11 protein-coding genes are annotated in these 17196 nt (G+C 64.3%); 3 read left to right on the forward strand and 8 right to left on the reverse strand.

Features of this window, described 5'->3' with window-relative positions:
* Nucleotides 1–9: 9 nt before the first annotated feature.
* From EIH26_RS01135 to EIH26_RS01155, 5 genes are all read right to left on the reverse strand, one after another.
* Nucleotides 10–1767 (reverse strand): NAD(P)/FAD-dependent oxidoreductase, encoded by a 1758-nt coding sequence (locus tag EIH26_RS01135; protein WP_241152719.1) that lies wholly within the window; start codon nt 1765–1767, stop codon nt 10–12.
* Nucleotides 1764–3077, reverse strand: a complete 1314-nt coding sequence (locus EIH26_RS01140) for an NAD(P)/FAD-dependent oxidoreductase (protein WP_241152720.1) — start codon at nt 3075–3077, stop codon at nt 1764–1766. Before EIH26_RS01140 ends, EIH26_RS01135 begins: the two co-directional genes overlap by 4 nt.
* Nucleotides 3078–3105: 28 nt before the next feature.
* Nucleotides 3106–3582, reverse strand: coding sequence for a MarR family winged helix-turn-helix transcriptional regulator (locus tag EIH26_RS01145; RefSeq protein WP_124060386.1), 477 nt, complete (start codon nt 3580–3582; stop codon nt 3106–3108).
* A gap of 165 nt (nt 3583–3747) precedes the next feature.
* Nucleotides 3748–4287, reverse strand: coding sequence for a glutathione peroxidase (locus EIH26_RS01150; RefSeq protein WP_124060387.1), 540 nt, complete (start codon nt 4285–4287; stop codon nt 3748–3750).
* Nucleotides 4288–4384: 97 nt separating this feature from the next.
* Nucleotides 4385–5068 carry a Crp/Fnr family transcriptional regulator gene (locus EIH26_RS01155; protein WP_124060388.1) on the reverse strand — a complete coding sequence of 228 codons (684 nt, stop codon included), beginning with the start codon at nt 5066–5068 and terminating at the stop codon, nt 4385–4387.
* A gap of 190 nt (nt 5069–5258) precedes the next feature.
* On the opposite strand from EIH26_RS01155, the gene EIH26_RS01160 reads away from it, so the two are divergent.
* A complete protein-coding gene (locus tag EIH26_RS01160; RefSeq protein ID WP_124060389.1) occupies nt 5259–6041 on the forward strand; it encodes an ATP-binding protein in 783 nt (260 codons plus the stop codon).
* On the opposite strand, the gene EIH26_RS01165 is transcribed toward EIH26_RS01160, so the two are convergent.
* Both EIH26_RS01165 and EIH26_RS01170 read right to left on the reverse strand, forming a co-directional pair.
* On the reverse strand, nt 6018–9680 hold the full coding sequence (locus EIH26_RS01165) for a UvrD-helicase domain-containing protein (RefSeq protein ID WP_164470937.1): 3663 nt from the start codon (nt 9678–9680) through the stop codon (nt 6018–6020). The genes EIH26_RS01160 and EIH26_RS01165 overlap by 24 nt on opposite strands.
* Nucleotides 9681–9685: 5 nt before the next feature.
* Nucleotides 9686–12391 carry a PD-(D/E)XK nuclease family protein gene (locus EIH26_RS01170; protein WP_124060391.1) on the reverse strand — a complete coding sequence of 902 codons (2706 nt, stop codon included), beginning with the start codon at nt 12389–12391 and terminating at the stop codon, nt 9686–9688.
* A 160-nt stretch (nt 12392–12551) separates the two neighbouring features.
* Between EIH26_RS01170 and EIH26_RS01175 the strand changes: the two genes are divergently transcribed.
* Both EIH26_RS01175 and EIH26_RS01180 read left to right on the forward strand, forming a co-directional pair.
* Nucleotides 12552–13601, forward strand: a complete 1050-nt coding sequence (locus EIH26_RS01175) for a zinc ribbon domain-containing protein (protein ID WP_124060392.1) — start codon at nt 12552–12554, stop codon at nt 13599–13601.
* Between the two features lie 327 nt (nt 13602–13928).
* Nucleotides 13929–15437 carry a sodium:solute symporter gene (locus tag EIH26_RS01180; protein ID WP_124060393.1) on the forward strand — a complete coding sequence of 503 codons (1509 nt, stop codon included), beginning with the start codon at nt 13929–13931 and terminating at the stop codon, nt 15435–15437.
* A gap of 57 nt (nt 15438–15494) precedes the next feature.
* Here EIH26_RS01180 and EIH26_RS01185 read toward each other — a convergent pair whose 3' ends face one another.
* A complete protein-coding gene (locus tag EIH26_RS01185; RefSeq protein WP_124060394.1) occupies nt 15495–17096 on the reverse strand; it encodes a glycoside hydrolase family 36 protein in 1602 nt (533 codons plus the stop codon).
* Nucleotides 17097–17196 lie beyond the last annotated feature (100 nt).

Genomic DNA, 17196 nt, shown 5'->3' on the forward strand with positions numbered 1-17196 from the left:
CCTCCTCCGTTAAGCGCCCCGGCCGAACGATACGGGAAGGCGCTCGATATCGATACCGTTGCGCTCCGCCCGATGCCGGGCGAGTGCTTCGGCAACGCGCACGCCATCCACCGCCGCGCTCATGATGCCGCCCGCATACCCCGGTCCCTCGCCCGCCGGATACACGCCGCTTTCCGCCGCAGACCCGTTAAACGACGCCTGGAACCGCTCGTCGCGCACGATACGCACCGGACTTGAGCTGCGCGTCTCCACGCCGGTCATCACGGCGTCGGGGTTCGCGAACCCTCTGAGCCTGCGATCCAGCAGCGGCAGCGCCTCGGCCAGCGCCCGGGTTGCAAACGGAGGCAGGCACTCGTGCAGATCACACCACACCACGCCGCGCGCGTACGAGGGCTCCACCGTGCGCGAAGGGGCGCACGCGTGCGAAGGATCGTGCGAGCAGGCCAGGAAATCGCCCACCGTCTGGGCGGGAGCCTGGTAGGCATCCCCGCCGGCCGCGCGCGAGAGATCGAACGCCGCACGCTCCACGCGCCGCTGTAGATCGACGCCCGCCAGCACGTCACCCTCGCCGAAATCATCGGGGGACACCGACACCAGAAGGGCGCTATTGGCGTTGACCTCGTCGCGGGCGAACCGACTCATGCCATTTACCACCACGCCGCCCTCTTCGCTTGCAGCGCACACCACCGTGCCTCCGGGGCACATGCAAAACGTGTAGACGCTGCGTCCTCCGGGAAGGTGCGCCACCAGCTTGTAATCGGCGGCGCCCAGCGCGGGATGCGCGGCCGCCCGCCCGTACTGGGAGACGTCGATGTCGCGTTGCGGGTGCTCGATGCGCACGCCGATGGAAAACGCCTTGCGCTCCATGCGCGCCCCGGCATCGCGCGCCAACCGAAACGTATCGCGCGCCGAGTGCCCACACGCGAGGATCAGCTGATCGGCTGCGACGGTCTCGGTCGCCCCCGTTGCCGCATCCTCGATCTCGACGCTGCGGAGTCGGCCGCCTTCGATGAGCCAGTCCGATAAGCGGGCATCGAAGCGCACCTCTGCGCCCAGCGAGACAATGCGTTCGCGCAGTCTGCGCACGACCGTCTCCAGCTTGTCGGTTCCCACATGGGGCTTAGCCTGCCACCAGATCTCTTCGGGAGCGCCGGCGTCGATGAGCCAACGCAGAATATGGCGGGCGATCGGGCTTTTCGTTCCCGTGGTGAGCTTCCCGTCGGAAAACGTCCCCGCACCCCCTTCCCCGAACTGGATGTTCGTTCCCACATCGAGGGGGCCTCCCGCCTCGAACGCGTCGACCGCCGCCCTGCGGCGCTCGATGCTGGACCCGCGCTCGACCACCAGCGGACGCAAGCCCGCCTCGGCCAGGTACAGTGCCGCGAACATACCCGCGGGGCCGAACCCCACCACAACCGGACGAAGAGGCGAAGCGTCGCCGCCCAGCATGCCGACGGTCTGCGAGAAGCAGGGAATGCGCATGCGCTCGTAGGGCTTATGGATCCTGACGCGCGCACCGCGGGAACGCCCGTTATCGCCCGCGATCAGACGCCGCTCCAAATCGGGATCGATGAGGGAAACCACAAACGTCGCAATGAAGTGCACGTCGTTTTTCTTGCGCGCATCGACGCTGCGCCTCGAAAGCTCGAACGATGCGATATCGGAGGGCTTGCAGGAAAGCGACCGCGCAATCGCGCGCCTTTCCAGACGCGCCCCGTCGGGCAGGCCCGCATCAAGGGGCAGCGAAACGTTCGATACCTCGATCACGAGCGGCCCCCGATCGAAAACCGAGCCACTGCACGACCCGCGACCAGGCCCGATCCCCAGGCCCAGTGAAGATTGTACCCACCGCACGGCCCGTCCACGTCCAAAGCCTCCCCCGCGAAGAACATCCCCGGCACACCCAGCGCCTGAAGGTCGCGATCGGACACGGACGCAACGTCGATGCCGCCGCGGCGCACCTGGCATAGGTCCGCATCGCCCATACCCTGGACTTCGAAGGAAAACGCCGAGAGCGTCGCGGAAAGCGCATCGAGGACGGCATCCGAGCACGCCGATTTGCCCGAAAGACCGCAGCGCTTCAGCACCACGCGCCCGATCTGGGGAAGCACCAGGCCCCTCATCATGTCGTCGCAGGTGATACCGTCGCCTCCGAACACATGGGAAAGGCGCTCGCGGCGGCGGCGGAGCTCGAAGCGCGCCTCGGACGCGTCGCACCCGAGCATGTTCAGCTCGACCGCATCGCCTGCGCGTGCAAAGCGGGACAGGTCGTACACCACGATTCCCGACAGCCCGTATTTGCGGAACAGTACCTCGCCGGCAACAGAAGGCGCGATCACGCGGCGCTTGCCCGATCGATCGGTCCTGACCAGGGAGGCCTTGCAGCGAAGGCGAATGTTGTCCAGCTCGCGGGTCCACGCGGGGTCGGTTCTGAGCGGCCCCAGAACCGGACGCGGGCTCAAAACGCGCACCCCCTCGACAGACAGCGACTCCAACGCCCGCCCGCCAACGGCGACGACCACCGCATCGGCCCGCTCGAAAGCGCCGTCGGCCATACGCAGGGTGAAGCGTCCCGACGGCGTGCGCGGCGGCTCGACCGCCTTGACGCAGCGCCCGCAGCACTCGACCACCCCGGCGCGACGGGCGGCCGCGCGCAGCACGTCAAGCACGCTGGTCGCCTTGTTCGCCGCAGGATAAAGGCGACCGCCGGATTCTTCGCGAAACGCCAAACCTCGATCGGAGAAGAAGCAGAAGACGGGGTCGGCCGAGCGCAGCAATCCGTCGCTGCGGCACTGATCGCCCGCCCCGTCGGCGGTTGCGGCGCGAGCACCCAAAAGCCCAAGCACGCGCGCGACGAACTCGCCGTTGTGAAACGAAGAAGCCGCGTCCGCCCCGGCACGGACGTTCGACACGTTGCAGCGCCCGTTGCCCGTCGCCAAGATGGAGCGACCCACCCGGTCGTCTCGCTCGAACACGGCCACTTCAACGTCAAGCGCGCTGTTTTTACAAAATTCACCTGCAGAAACGGCGGCTGCAAGCCCTGCTGCGCCGCCGCCTATGATCACAATTCTTCTCATGGCCCCATTATAGGCCAGAAACGAAACGCTAGCCGAGTTCGGACTCGCGCACGTTGTCGAGCAGCTTGTGCAGAAGGGACCCCAGAAGCGCCGCCTCGTCGGCGTCGAGGTCCATGCACGACGCCATCTGCAGGGGAACGCCCAGCGCCTTCTTGCGCAGGGCCGCGCCCTCCTCGGTAACAGCCACCTCGACGCGCCGTTCGTCGGCGCTGCTGCGCCGCCGCGTAATGAGCCCCTTCGATTCCATCTTCTTCAGAAGCGGCGTGAGCGTGCCGGAATCGAGGTACAGTTCGGCACCCAGCTCGCTTACCGAAACGGTTTCCCTCTCCCAGAGGACCATCATCGTCAGATACTGGGTGTAGGTGAGGCCCAGCAGGTCGAGCAGGGGAGTATAGCGCCGCACCACTTCCTTCGCGGCGGCATAGAGGGGAAAGCACAGCTGGTTTCCAAGCTTGAGCCTTTCCTCGGGACTCAAGGGGAAATCGTCGAGCGCTGCTTCGGACATAGCGGAACCTCTTACTGGGCTGAATCGGACAATCGTATTGCGCTAAATCGCAGGCTGTACAATTTACCATGTACCCAATTGAAATGCTCGTGGCTGAGCGAATTTGCGCAGCCACTGTTGACAAACCTTCAATTGGAAGCGCCCGGCGATGGAGCCGGCCAATCGTTACAGCAGGTCGGACACGCGGCGACGGACCTCGTCCATCTTGTCCGTGGGCTCGAAGCGCTCAACCACATTGCCCTCGCGGTCGATGAGGAACTTGGTGAAGTTCCAGCGGATGTAGGTCTTGTCGCCGAACTCCTTCTCGACCGATTTGGACACCTTGTCCAGCACGAGCTTCTTCAGGCCGCTGAATCCCTGGAAGGGCTTGGCTTCGGCCAGCTCGACGAACAGCGGATGGGCGTTGTCTCCGTTGACCTCGATCTTGGAGAACTGGGGGAACTCGGTTCCGAACTTCAGCGTGCAGAACTGGCGGATCTCCTCGTCGTCGCCGGGAGCCTGGTTGGCGAACTGGTTGCACGGGAAATCGAGGATCTCGAAACCCTGGTCGCGGAACTCCTTGTACATGGCCTCGAGCTCTTCGTACTGCGGGGTGAAGCCGCATCCGGTTGCCGTGTTCACTACCAGCAGAACCTTGCCCCGGTACTCGCCGAGCGAGGTCGTGCTTCCGTCGGGGTTCTTGGCTTCGAAATCGTACACGCTCATAGGACAGCTCCTCTCGAAACGACGGGTGCATCCCCCGTCTGATTGCGGACTCAGTATTGCACGATATTCGATTGTATACAATTAAATATTGCGCTGTCTACATATTTCTCACACGATCGGCATCGAGCAGCCTGAAACGCGACCGCTGGGTTTCCAGGATCCCCTCTTTGTGCATCCGCCCCAGCTCAGCCGACATCGCCGAACGATCGACCCCCAGGTAATCGGCAAGTTCCTGGCGGTTGAACGGGATGGTGAACTCGTCGGATCCGCAGCGGCCCGCCTCGAACGACAGGTATGCCAAAAGCTTGCCCCGAATCGTTTTGGGAGCCGCCGCAAAGGCGCGGCGCGACAGGGCGAGGTTCTTCTGGGCGAAGATGGACAGCAGGTTGCGCGAGATGAGCGCGTGGTGGGCGCACGTGCTGGAGCAGGTGGTGAGGATGCGCTCGACGTTCAGGAACAGGACCTCGCACTCTTCGAGCGCCACCACGTCCACCATCAGCGGCTCGTCTCTCACCGCGGCGTAGGTTTCGGCGAACACGCTGCCGCGCGACGCGCGGCCCAAGATGCTGGTATTGCCCCACACATCGACGGCCTGCATGACCACCGCCCCCGACAGAACCAGGCCTAAAGACGATGTCCTGTCGCCCCGATGCAGCAGGTAGGCGCCTTTGGGATAACGCTTGCGACGCGCACCCAGACAACCCAGGACGGACTGAACTTCGTCAGATCCTATGCCTTTGAACAAGAGCGTGGCCGCCATGAATTCCTCAGTTGAGCCCATATGCGCTCCTTTTTCGTCCCGATGTGCGCATCGACGCCATCCGACATCGATCGGTTCGCTTCGTTTATACGCCGCCCCATCCCATGCAGGACTTTGCGTATGTTGGATTCACAACATACGCAAAGTCCCGCAACCGCTACCATGGGCGCACAAGAGAGAATCGATCGAAAACGCGAATGCGGGGGAAATCATGATCAGACGAGTGATCCAGATCGACGATGAGAAGTGCAACGGCTGCGGGATCTGCGCCGACGCGTGCCACGAAGGAGCAATCGGCATCGTGGACGGCAAAGCGAGGCTGTTGCGCGACGACTACTGCGACGGCCTGGGCGACTGCCTGCCCGCCTGCCCCACAGGCGCCATCACCTTCGTCGAACGCGAGGCCGTGGCCTACGACGAGGAAGCCGTCAGAAAGAACCTGGAGGCCCGAGCCGACGCCGAACATGCAGCGCGACCCGGCATCCGAACCGAAACGAAGGAGACACCCCGCATGAACGCACCTGCCCATCACCACGACCACGCCAGCTGTCCCGGAGCACGCGCGCGATCCCTCGCCCCGGCTGCGCAGGCTCCCGATACCGAGCAGGCGCATCGTCCGCACAACGTTCCCTCGCAGCTTCGGAACTGGCCCATCCAGATCAAGCTGGCTCCCACCCAGGCACCGTATTTCGACGGGGCGCACCTGCTTGTTGCCGCCGACTGCTGCGCATTCGCCTACGGCAACTTCCACGCCGAGTTCATGCGCGGCAAAGTTACCCTCATCGGATGCCCGAAGCTGGACGGAACCGACTACAGCGAGAAGCTGGCCGAGATCATCCGAGCGAACGACGTGCGCAGCGTGTGCATCGCCCGCATGGAGGTGCCCTGCTGCGGAGGCCTCGAGCAGATGACGAAAAACGCGCTGATGGCAAGCGGTAAGTTCATTCCCTGGCAGGTGGCCACTTTCTCGCTAGACGGACGCCTGCTCGATTAGCCCGCGCACCACGCTCTCGAGATCCTCCGCGTCGTCGCACGTGAAACGGTACCGCACGCACTGGGGCGCTTCGGGCGCCCCCTCGCGCGGCTGCTCGACGCGCACGAATACGGCTTCGACCTCGTTATATCCCTGCCCCAGCACCACGAAGGCGTAGCAGAGCGCCTGAAGCGCATGCTTGCGAACGAGCGCTTCGGCGCTTTCGTCGGCGCGACCGCCCGTCTTGTAGTCGACGATCAGAGCCCGCTCCGAAACGGCGTCGTCGGCCAGAAGGTCGATCGCACCCTCGAGGATCGCACAGGATCCATCGGAGAGCCCTATCGGATAGGCAAACGGAACCTCGCTTCTCACCCGGCCAAACGCCTCGACCTCACGGGCGATGTCGCTTCGGGCCCAACGCCCCAAAGCCGCCTCGATCCGCGCGGCCTCGATGCGACCGAGGTCGAACCGGACCGCCTGGATCCTCACGCGATCGGACGAGGGAGCTTCAATCCGGTTGTCGCCGCGCGAATCAACCGCATACTGCGCCAACAGGTGGAACGCCGAACCCACATCGGTTGCCCGGTCGGGATCGGCCACGGCAACGCGCGCACGACCGTCCTCGGGTTCGAGGAAGCCCTCGCTCCACGACAGCCCGGAATGAGCCGACTGCGCCCCTTCTCCGTCCGCGTCGCCGAGCGAAGCCCGCTGTTCGGCCCCCGGCAAGCCGTCATCCTCGGTTTGCGCCCCGCCATCAACCGAGACCGCATAGCGAACCGCCGCATCGACCGCCGCGGCAGCATCGATTCTGTCGTCACCGTGAGCAAGCGACGAGTAGCTGAAGAAGCCGGAGCGCGACCATTCGAACGTTCCGTACGAGGGCAGCCCGAACGGCTCGTGGACCGGCACGATGAAATCGTCTCCGCCCGCATCGGTCCCGTCCGCATCGCGGGGTGGGAATATCTCGTCCAGCGCGACCTCCTTTTCGGGAACGCTCTGGTGAACCACGACCGCAGGCTGCGACCCGCGATACGAAAACGTCGTAACGCCCGGATCGAAGCAGCCGCCCGGTCCGGACAGGGCGGGAACCACGGCGCTCATGGGGTCTGCCGCGCCGGGCGATCCGTCGGGCCTATCTTTCGTGCGCGTCCCCTTCATAGACAGCACCACGGCCTCTTTGGCCCGCGTGATGCCCACATAGAGAAGCCGCTTGGCCTCTTCCGCCTCGCCGATGTCGTTCAGCCTCACCATGGCTTCACAGGCCGCCACGGCATCTTCGCCCTCCTCTACAAGGTTCGCCAGCTTGTCCTCGTCGTCATCGGCGTCGAAGAAGTCGCCCGAAGCAACAGCCAGGTCGGCTGCATGGGGAACCGCCAGGCGATCGTTTCTGGCGAGCAGAGACAAGTACACGCGGCCGCCAAGCCTCGCCGACCTCAGCGGAGACGAAGATCGGCGCTTCTCGTCCATCTCCGAGATGGCCACGATGGAAAATTCCAGGCCCTTCGAGGCGTGAACGGTCATGATGCGAACGAAATCGCCCACCTGCGCCGAGAGGGCGCCGGGAGCGAGGCGGCTGCCTTCGACGGTCGCGCGGTACAACCGGGAAACCTCCGCCGCACCCGCACCGGAGGCTTCCAGGCCCTCGACGATGCGGATGGCTTTGTACATGTTCCCCGCGCTGGCCAGCCCCTCTCCCCCCCGCCGCTGCAGACGGGACGCCAGACCCGACTCCACGAACGCGAAGCGCACGGCCTCGGCCACCCCGCGCGACGCCAGCATCGAACGCGCCGCAGCGAGCACGTATCGGGCGTTTTCCATACGATCCGACACGTCGGCGCCCTCGAGCTTGCCGTTCGCCATAAGATCGGACAGGCCGCGATCGAGGCGGCGCGGATGCACCGCCCCGTCTCGGCGGGCAGTCGCCAGATCGAGCAGATCGGCTGTGGACACCTCGAACAGCGTTCCGGTAAGCACCCGGTATAGCGCCTGCGTGTCGTGAGAGTCGGCCAGCACGTCCAGCAAAGAGGCGACCTCGACCGCCTCGAGCGACGTCGAGAACACCGATCCGCCCGCCACCACGCAGTTGAATCCCGAAGCGCGCAGCTCGTCGGCGTATACCGAAGCCCTCGTCATACGGCCCAGCAGCACGACCATATCCGAAGCAGCGCATCCCGCCTTCCGATAGGCCGCAAAGCGCTCGGCTATGCGGCGGGCGCGCAGACGGGCGGTCACCTCGGTTCCGTGCGTCACCCGCGCCTGCGTGCTGAACAGATCGACCGCCACGCGCGGTTCCCCCGTGGGAAGGGGACGATCGACGCGACGCTCGCTGCGTCCCGCCTTAAGGCTCATGAACCGACCGCCGAACACCTGCGGCTGTTCGAAAACGCGATCGACGAACGCCAGAACGTCGGCGTGGCTGCGGAAGTTATCGGCCAGCTCGATAACCCTGCCCCCATCGTCCGACCTGACCTTTTCAAGGTGATCGCGATACACCGATACGTCGGCCCCGCGGAACCGATAGATGCTCTGCTGCCAGTCGCCCACCGTGCACAGGCGGCGCGCACCCGGCCCCGCAAGCCGCTTGATCATGGCAACCTGCATCCGGTCGGTGTCCTGGAATTCGTCGATCATCACCAGCTTGAACCGATCCTCGTAGCGCGCGGCGATCTCGGGACGCTCGACCAGGGCCCTGTAGGCCATAACCAGCAGGTCGTTGTTGTCCAAAACCCCTCGTTCGGCCTTGGCGTGCCCGAACGAAGCGCAAGCGTCCTTGGCTATCGAGATAAACATCGACAGGAAACCCGAAGCGTACAGCATGCGGGCGGTCTGAACCGCATAGGCGAAGTCGGCATCGACCTGCAAAGCGCGCTCCTTGAACTTCGCCCCGCAGTTCCCCGGAACGCGCACCACGTCGCGCGCGATGGAAAGAGCCTCTTCCAACGAGGGATCGGAGCTGCACGACAGCTCTCCCAAACGCTCGGCGGCTTCGACCGTCGAGAGCTTCGAGACGATGCGCTTGTCCGTCTCGGGAAGCGCGACCCACACCTCGGCAACCGCTTCCGCGCATTCTCCCAGGTAGGCGATCGCCTGGCGAACCGACAGCTTCGGGGTACGCAGCACCAGCGACGACACTCCGTCCTCGCAGGCGAGGGCTTCGTCCATCAGCTCGGAGACCAGGGCCGCGACGCCGAGATCGCCCGCACCGTATTCTTCGTGCGCAGAGCCGAGGGCCGCCGAGCCGAAACGATCCTCGGCACGGCGCAGCGCCCCTTCAAGCGCCTCGCTCTTCAATCGAGCGACCAGGGGCTCGTCTGCCATCGAAAAGCACGGATCGATCCCCAGCTCCACCGCATGGGCCCGCAGCAGCCGAGCGCACATGCCGTGAATGGTCGATATCCACGCACCGTCTACCAAAAGGGCCTGGTCGATACAGCCGATGGCACGCAACTCGCTTTTGATGCGCGCTTTCAGCTCGCCGGCCGCCTTCGTGGTGAACGTGATGGCCAGCACCTCGTCGATGCTGTCGACGTATCCCGTTTTCACCGCATGCGCAATGCGCTTCGTCAGAGTGAAGGTCTTTCCCGACCCCGCTCCGGCGGCCACAACCACCGGCTGATCGAGGATATCGACGCACTCCTGCTGTCCGGGCGTCAGTCCCATACGCTTCAAGCACCTCGTTTCGGGCATCGGGGAACCGGGCAGTACGAGCACGCATCCGCATGCAGCGGAGCGGGTTCGATATCGCCCGCCTCCAAACGGGAAAGGGCCTCCTCCACGCGCGCCTCGGTTTCATCCATGAGCTCGGCGAACCCGAACGGTCCCGTCGCATCGCAGGAGAGCTTTTCGGGCTTCGGCAGGGGAAGGTCCGCACCGCCGATCACTGTAGGGTCGTACAGACCGGCAATGCCGCCGCCCGGCCCGCGACGGTAGCGCACGAACAGCGCACCCACCACGTTCAACCCCAACGCGCGCTTCACCGCCTGGGCGTACACAAGCGCCTGGACCTTGCAGACCCCCTCGTCGCGAGCGGCCTCGACGTTGTAGCGCGCCGAGAGCGACCCTTTGTAGTCTATGATCACCGCGTTTCCGCATCCATCAACGTCGATGCGATCGACGCGCCCGCGAATCGCGCGGCCCGCATACGCGACCGGAGGGTCCTGCGGAAGCTCGTACTCCAGGTAAGCGGGATGAAACCCGGGAAGCAGCACCGCTTCGACCTCGAGATACCCCTCGAGAAAACCCTTCAGTTCCTGCAAGCGCCGACGCTCGAAATGATCGAGAGCCACCAAGCGGCGACCGGGCTCGAGGGACGGCTGCAGATCGGCCAGCCTATCGGCTTCCTCGCGCATGATCTTCCGTGCGCGCTCGAGAGTGCCCTCGGTCACCTTCGGCGCCACTTCGCACTGGAACCGACGGTAGAAAGCCTCCAAGACGGCATGGGCAAAGGTGCCCTTCTCGGCCGGGCCGAACAGCTCGTCGGGAGACTCGAGGCGCAACCTCCGCTCGACGAACCACCGATAGGGGCATTCCAGGTACAACTCGATCTGAGAGGGGGACGGGCACCATCGCGATCCCGGTTTTTCCAGATAGACGAACGGTGCCAAGCCGACGGGCACGAAACCCAGAGGATCGCCTCTCCCCAAGCGCTTCGCGAGGCCGCCTTCTTCCGAAGCCGGGCGCTCGTTTTCAAACAGCAGCTCTTCTCCGCGCTGAGAGGCAAGACCGTGCAGGCTGGACGGAAGCCGAAAGGCGTTTTTCACCTCGTCGATATCGGTGGGATCAGCGCGGTAGGCGTCGACGAACTCTTCCAGCACAACCGACGGATACGCTTCTGCGGCGTCCGCATCGTTGAGCGAACGCTCGACCGCGAAGATGCGGCGGGCAGCATGCTGAAGATGCGAGAATTCGCGACGCGCGCGGTCGAGGGGAGATTCGCAGGGAGGCATCCCCAGATCGGAGAGAACCAGCTGGGCCGCCGATGCGCGGTCGGACACCGACTGGGAGACGCTGTCCATATCGCACACCACCACAGCGTCGCACGATCCCGGCTCCAGGCGCGCCGCTTCTCGATGCTCGAGAAACCGCACGCTTCCCGGAAAGCCTTCCATCGGGCGCGACCGCGAAACGGAAACGCGCACCAACTCGAGGGCCCTCATGCAGTCCCGCATATCGGCCCCGACCCGACGCGCCGCCGACGTAACCGATTGGAACGCATACGTAGCCGCGATCTGATCGGCTGCGAAATGCTCCCCCCTCCGACGCTGGCCTCGAATCCCATCGCGTATGAAATCCAGCAGAACGTCGGCATCCGCATCGAGCGCGATCTCTTCGAATCGTCCGAACAGCTCGCTTTCGGCGCGCAGCTCGGATAAAACCCGCTCCCTATCCGACAGGCGATCGGCCCTCAGCTGCGCATCGAGTTTCTGCGAACGCCATTCGGGGAACCCCAGCAGGGGATTTCCCACCACATCGACCACGCACGGCGCCCACGAGGCATCGTCGGACGACAGACGGTTGAGCCCCCTTATCGCAGAGCCGAACGACGATCTGAAAAACGGCAGCCCGGCAGACGCGAACAGGGGCACGTTCAGCGCATCGACCAGCTTCTCGAACAGTCCGAGCGGATCGTTGCAGGCCACCACCACATCGCTTCCGCTCGGAAACGCACGCAGAGCATCCGCCAGCGCTCCAGCCTGAGCGTAGGCGCCCGAAGGGAACAGGAAGCGAAGCTCGACTCCCTCGGGAAGGCGCCCGACCGCAGAACGGATCCCGCCCCCCTCGTCTCCGGCATGCGCCCCGTCAAGCTCGAGGCCGTCGCATTCCTCGACGAACCAGCGCTGCTGGGGGGTTATCGCCGCCCTTTCGGAGAAGCGCACGGTTTTCTTGCGGGGAAACACCCGATCCTGATGCTCGGCCAGAAACGAGAGCGCATCGCCCGGCTCGACGAGCCCGACCGATCCCAAGGCGCTGCGGTAGTCGGACAGAAGGGAGCTCACCCGGGCGAAGCGGGGAGAACGCCGCCCCAGCTCGGACATGCCCCGCTCGAACGCAGGGATGCCGAAGCCCGTGGAAGCGAGCTCGGCAGCAAACTTCGCGTAGCCGTCCGACCACATCCCCATCTCGGGAGAAGCCGTCTGGCCTGTCACGGCCTCCCGTTCGCGACGCTCGCGCACGAGCCTGCCCAACAGCAGGCTGCGCTCGGCGCGACCGACCAGCTTCCGCTCGTCGCCGAACAGATCCCAAAGCGAGGAGACCCACGTACCCCAGGGAACAACCTCGACTCCGAACAGGGACGACCCCGCTTTCGCTTCTCGCTTGACGAACAGGTCCGCCTCGACGAACCCTTCGACGATCACGATATCGGCCGACATGATGGACAACCCCCTTACGAATGCTCGCACGCGATTGTACCCCGCAAGCTCGCCCCGAGGCAGGACCCCGATGGCAGAAACCCCCGCGAATCCGTGGATAATATCCGATACATCAAGTATTATTTATGCACGTTACATTCCTGCGACCAAAGGATCTCCTATGAAGTGCCCTCAGTGTGGTTCGGAATGCCCGAATAGCGCCCTTTTCTGCACCGAGTGCGGCACGGCGCTGCCCGCAGCGCCCGTCGATGACTCCCAGCCGATGAGTGCGCCCCAACCCGCAGAAACGCAACCCGAACCCGAGGCGCCCGCGCAGCCCGCTGCCGCACCTCAACCGGCCGCACCGGTCGCGCAGCCCGTCGCAGCCCCGCCGCAACCCGTAGACGCCGCGCACCAGCAGGCCTCTCCTCCCACGGGGCAGCCGCAGGCGCCCTACGGACAGCCCATCTACGAACAGGCTTCCAATACCCCCTGGTACGGCAAGACCTGGGTCGTCGTGCTGTTCCTCCTGTTCTTCTGGCCGATCGGCGTCGTGCTCATGTGGCTGAAGTCCTGCAGATGGTCCAAAGTCGCCAAAATCGTGATCTCCGCCATCGTCGGCATCAGCGTTATATGCTATATCTCCCTGGGTGTCACGATGTTCAGCTCGCTCTCATCGCTGGGGCAGTCGTCCGGCAATACCAGACTCGATCCCGCCATCACCGCGCCCAGCACGCCGAAAGACGATTCGCGCAATAATGCGCCCGCTCCTTCTGCAGGAGCCCTTGACAGCAGCCGATTGAAAGACGCGAAGGGCAACCCCACGGTCTACGCCCTGATCAACATCGACGGCTCCGACCTCGACCCTCTTCTCCAGTCCTGCGACCTGCGGTTCGACAAGCAGTGGGAGGGATGGATCGGCGAAGACATGTCGCGCACCGTCGACCTGTACGACTCCAGCACCAACGACGTTTCCTTGGACACGATCGGAACCCTGTCGTCCACCGAGCTGCTTCAGCGCGGAGACTTCTTTGTGACCTGCGGAGAGTCCTACGATTCGATCGACTCGTTTGCAAGCTCGGTCGTCAACACGGATTCCCAGAAGATCTCGTACCGTAGCGACGGCGAATCGACGATCATCTACGAGGTAACCGACCTGGACGGGAACAAATACAGCGTGCTGGTATCCGAATCGCTTGGCAGCTATAGCTATATGATCACGCAAGACTAGGTACGCCGATCGACCGGAGCTTTTCTGTGGGCCGGCGGGAGATTTTGCTAACGACGTGTTTCGAAGCGATTTCTCCCGTCGGCCCGTCTTTCGTTCTGCTATAGTTCCGCGCCATGAGCATTTCGACGACATACGCATCTTCGACCCGCACCTCCCGGGTGCGAACCGATGCGGCTCTCGTCTCTTTCCCTTATTCCTACCGATACCTGTAGCACACGGGCGCAGTCCCTGTACGCTGCGCTGTCCGCGCGGCAACAACCGTGTGCGCCTCCGGCCCGTCTGTTTCGGCAACCGTTTCACCAACGGCAGTATCGATAGGAACCACCCATGATAAAAATACTGATGGTGCTCGTTTTCTTGGCTTCAGCCATCGGCATCGGCTTCGCTACGCGCGCAACATCGCGCAGCATCGACGGGTTCGTGCTGGGCGGACGCAACGTCGGCCCGTGGATGTCGGCGTTCGCATTCGGCACCAGCTACTTCTCCGCCGTCATCTTCGTCGGATACGCCGGGCAGTTCGGATGGAAATACGGTCTGGCAGCCACCTGGATCGGTGTGGGAAACGCACTGTTGGGAAGCCTGCTTGCCTGGTGGGTGCTGGGTCCGAAGACCCGCAAAGCGACCCGCGAGCTCGATGCGGCCACCATGCCCGAATTCTTCGGCAAGCGCTTCGGATCCAACGCCCTGCGCATCGCATCGGCAGCCATCATCTTCGTGTTCCTCGTCCCTTACACGGCCAGCATCTACAACGGGCTCTCACGCCTATTCGGCATGGCCTTCGGCGTGCCCTACGAGGCATGCGTCGTCATCATGGCTATCGCCACCTGCGCCTACGTGGTGCTAGGAGGATACATGGCCACCGTGGTGAACGATTTCGTCCAGGGCCTCGTCATGCTGTTCGGCATCGCGGCCGTCATCGTGGGCGTACTTGACGGCCAGGGCGGAATCGCGCAGGCGGTGCAGAGCCTCGCGGAGGTATCCGACCCCTCCACTTCCCTTGTCGCCCCCTTCGCCAGCCTCTTCGGCCCCGATCTGCCCAACTTGCTGGGCGTCGTGGTGCTCACCAGCCTGGGAACCTGGGGGCTGCCCCAGATGATCCAGAAGTTCTACGCCATCAAAACCGACTCGGCCGTTCAGAAGGGCGCGATCATCTCGACCCTGTTCGCCCTCGTGGTTGCCGGGGGAAGCTACTTTCTAGGAGGGTTCGGACGTCTCTACGGCGACCAGATCGAACGCGGGGCCAACGGATCTCCCGTCTACGACAGCATCGTTCCCACCATGCTGTCGGGCCTTCCCGACATCCTCATCGGACTGGTTATCGTGCTGGTGCTGTCCGCTTCGATGAGCACGCTGTCCTCGCTGGTTCTCACCTCGTCGTCAACACTCACCCTCGATCTGATCGATCGCAACCTCGTCGATTTCAAGACGCCCGAGCGCAAGGTGGCGTGCATGCGCGCGCTTCTGGCGGTGTTCGTAGCCGTATCCGCTGCAATCGCGCTCGTGCAGCACACGTCCTCGGTCACGTTCATCGCCCAGCTGATGTCTATCTCCTGGGGTGCGCTGGCCGGATCGTTCCTCGGCCCGTTTTTCTGGGGACTCTATGCGAAGCGCGTGTCGCGGGCGGCGGTATGGACCAGCTTCGTCGTCGGGGTTGGCCTCACTGTCGGGAACATGATCCTCGGATCCTTCGGAATGCCGGTCTTCGCCTCGGCCATCAACTGCGGCGCAGCGGCCATGGTGCTCTCGCTGATATCGGTTCCGCTGGTCAGTCGCTTCACGAAGCCAGCCGACCCGGCAGCGCCCGCGCAGAATCGGCAAGACGCTCCGACGGCCTAGTCCCTATCGATCCGCGCATCGCGGGGCTCCGCGCGCAAGCACAGCCCCGCATCTCCATTACCGAGCCCGCCCCCGTCGGGCGCGAATCGCTTGGAACGCGCCTTCGAACGCAGCCTTCTGCCGGGCGTTCCATGCACCCATATCGTCCGAGGTGAAAAGGACGCTTCCCAACGAAGAGGCCTCGATCGCCCGCGCCCGTCGTTCGGCGGAAAGCTTCGTATCGCCACTCAGCGTAACGACATCGGGATCGATCCCGAAGGCTCGGCCGTCAAGAGCGCAGCGACCCCGCGTAGAGGCGATGTTGTTCTTCGCGCTGGCGCGTTCGCGGTGCAGCAAGCGCATATGCAAAAGGCCATCCCAGCCCGGCCTCACATCGCATCCCACACGCACGTAATCCAGCACGCCGAAGGCCGAGGACAGCGGAACGCCGCCACCCACAACGACACACGCCTCGCCTGCCGCCTCGCGCAGAAGGCCCAGCGCGTCGGCCATCAACTGCCCGCGGTTCATCCCATCGTGTGGAAACATGCATGCAGCGTAGAGAAAATCGGCCTTCAGGAGGGAGAAGCCCCAAACGCCCGTCATGGTGGAAACGCAGCGGCGCACGTAATCGCGCACCCCGGGATGCCGGGTGTTCAGTGCAAGCATCCCTCCCCAATGCGGAGCGACGGTTACCCTCCGCCCGCGATCGTCGCGCAAAAGCCAATCGGGATGCTCTGCCGCCACGCGCGATGCCGCCGAACACGCGAACGGGGCGATCCACAGACCGGGTTCGAGGCCCTGCGCCCTGATCCGGTCGGCCAGCTTGTCCAAACCAGAGGGGAACCGCGTGCGATCGACCTCCATCCAATCCCCCGCGCAGCAGTACCCGGCGTCCAACCGAAACACGCGCCGTGCCCCCTTCATCGGATGATCGGCGAAAAACGCTGCCGCGCCCTTCAGGTCGTCCAGCAGACCGCGTTCGTCCACGCGATCGAAGCGACGATACCAACTGGTATAGCCCACCAGCGCAAGATTGTCGCGGGCAACACATCCAACCAGGTCGAACCAACGATCGTACACCTCATCGGCAGAGCCCGACACCACGCAGTAACGCGCCAGCGAAACGCGCTCGCCCGCCGCGATCATACGTTCGGGCACCTCGGTGTCAGCCGTCACCACTCCCCCGAATGCATCGGTTCTGAACAGGGTGAACCCCTGGCTCTCGTCCAGCGAGGCAAGAAGAAGGCAGCGATCACCCCGCCGAAGCACCGCATAGGAGAACGCATGCATCTCGCCCGCGCGGCCCGTGTACTCCACGAAGCGGTAATCGCCCATCCCGTCCAACGCGCAGCGTCTCTTCACGAATTCGGGAACGCGGTTCAGTCCGCGCATCTTATCCCACACGGAACGCTCGGCCGTATCGGTCCAGCTCTGATAGCCATTCAGCAGCACGCGTTCGTCATCTGCGTACTGGTGGCGAAACCCGATCGAGCAGGCGGCCATCGTCAGATCGACGTTGGGCGTGATAGCCAGCTCCAGCACTTCGCCGTCGAACGACGCTTCGATCCGCGCCTCCCCCGAATCGAACGACTCGAACGGAACCTGGCGCACGTCGAGGCCCTCGCCGGTCGCCAGGCGATAGCGTATCCAGCAAAACGCCGGGGACAGCTCCATCATGCGACTTCACCCTCGCCCCGCGCAGCACCCCCGATAGATCCGAACGCGCACCGTCCGCTGTACGACATACCCACCAAGCCTTCCACTGACCGCTCTGATT

The organism is Gordonibacter sp. Marseille-P4307, assembly GCF_900604965.1.
In the GTDB taxonomy this organism is placed as follows: domain Bacteria; phylum Actinomycetota; class Coriobacteriia; order Coriobacteriales; family Eggerthellaceae; genus Berryella.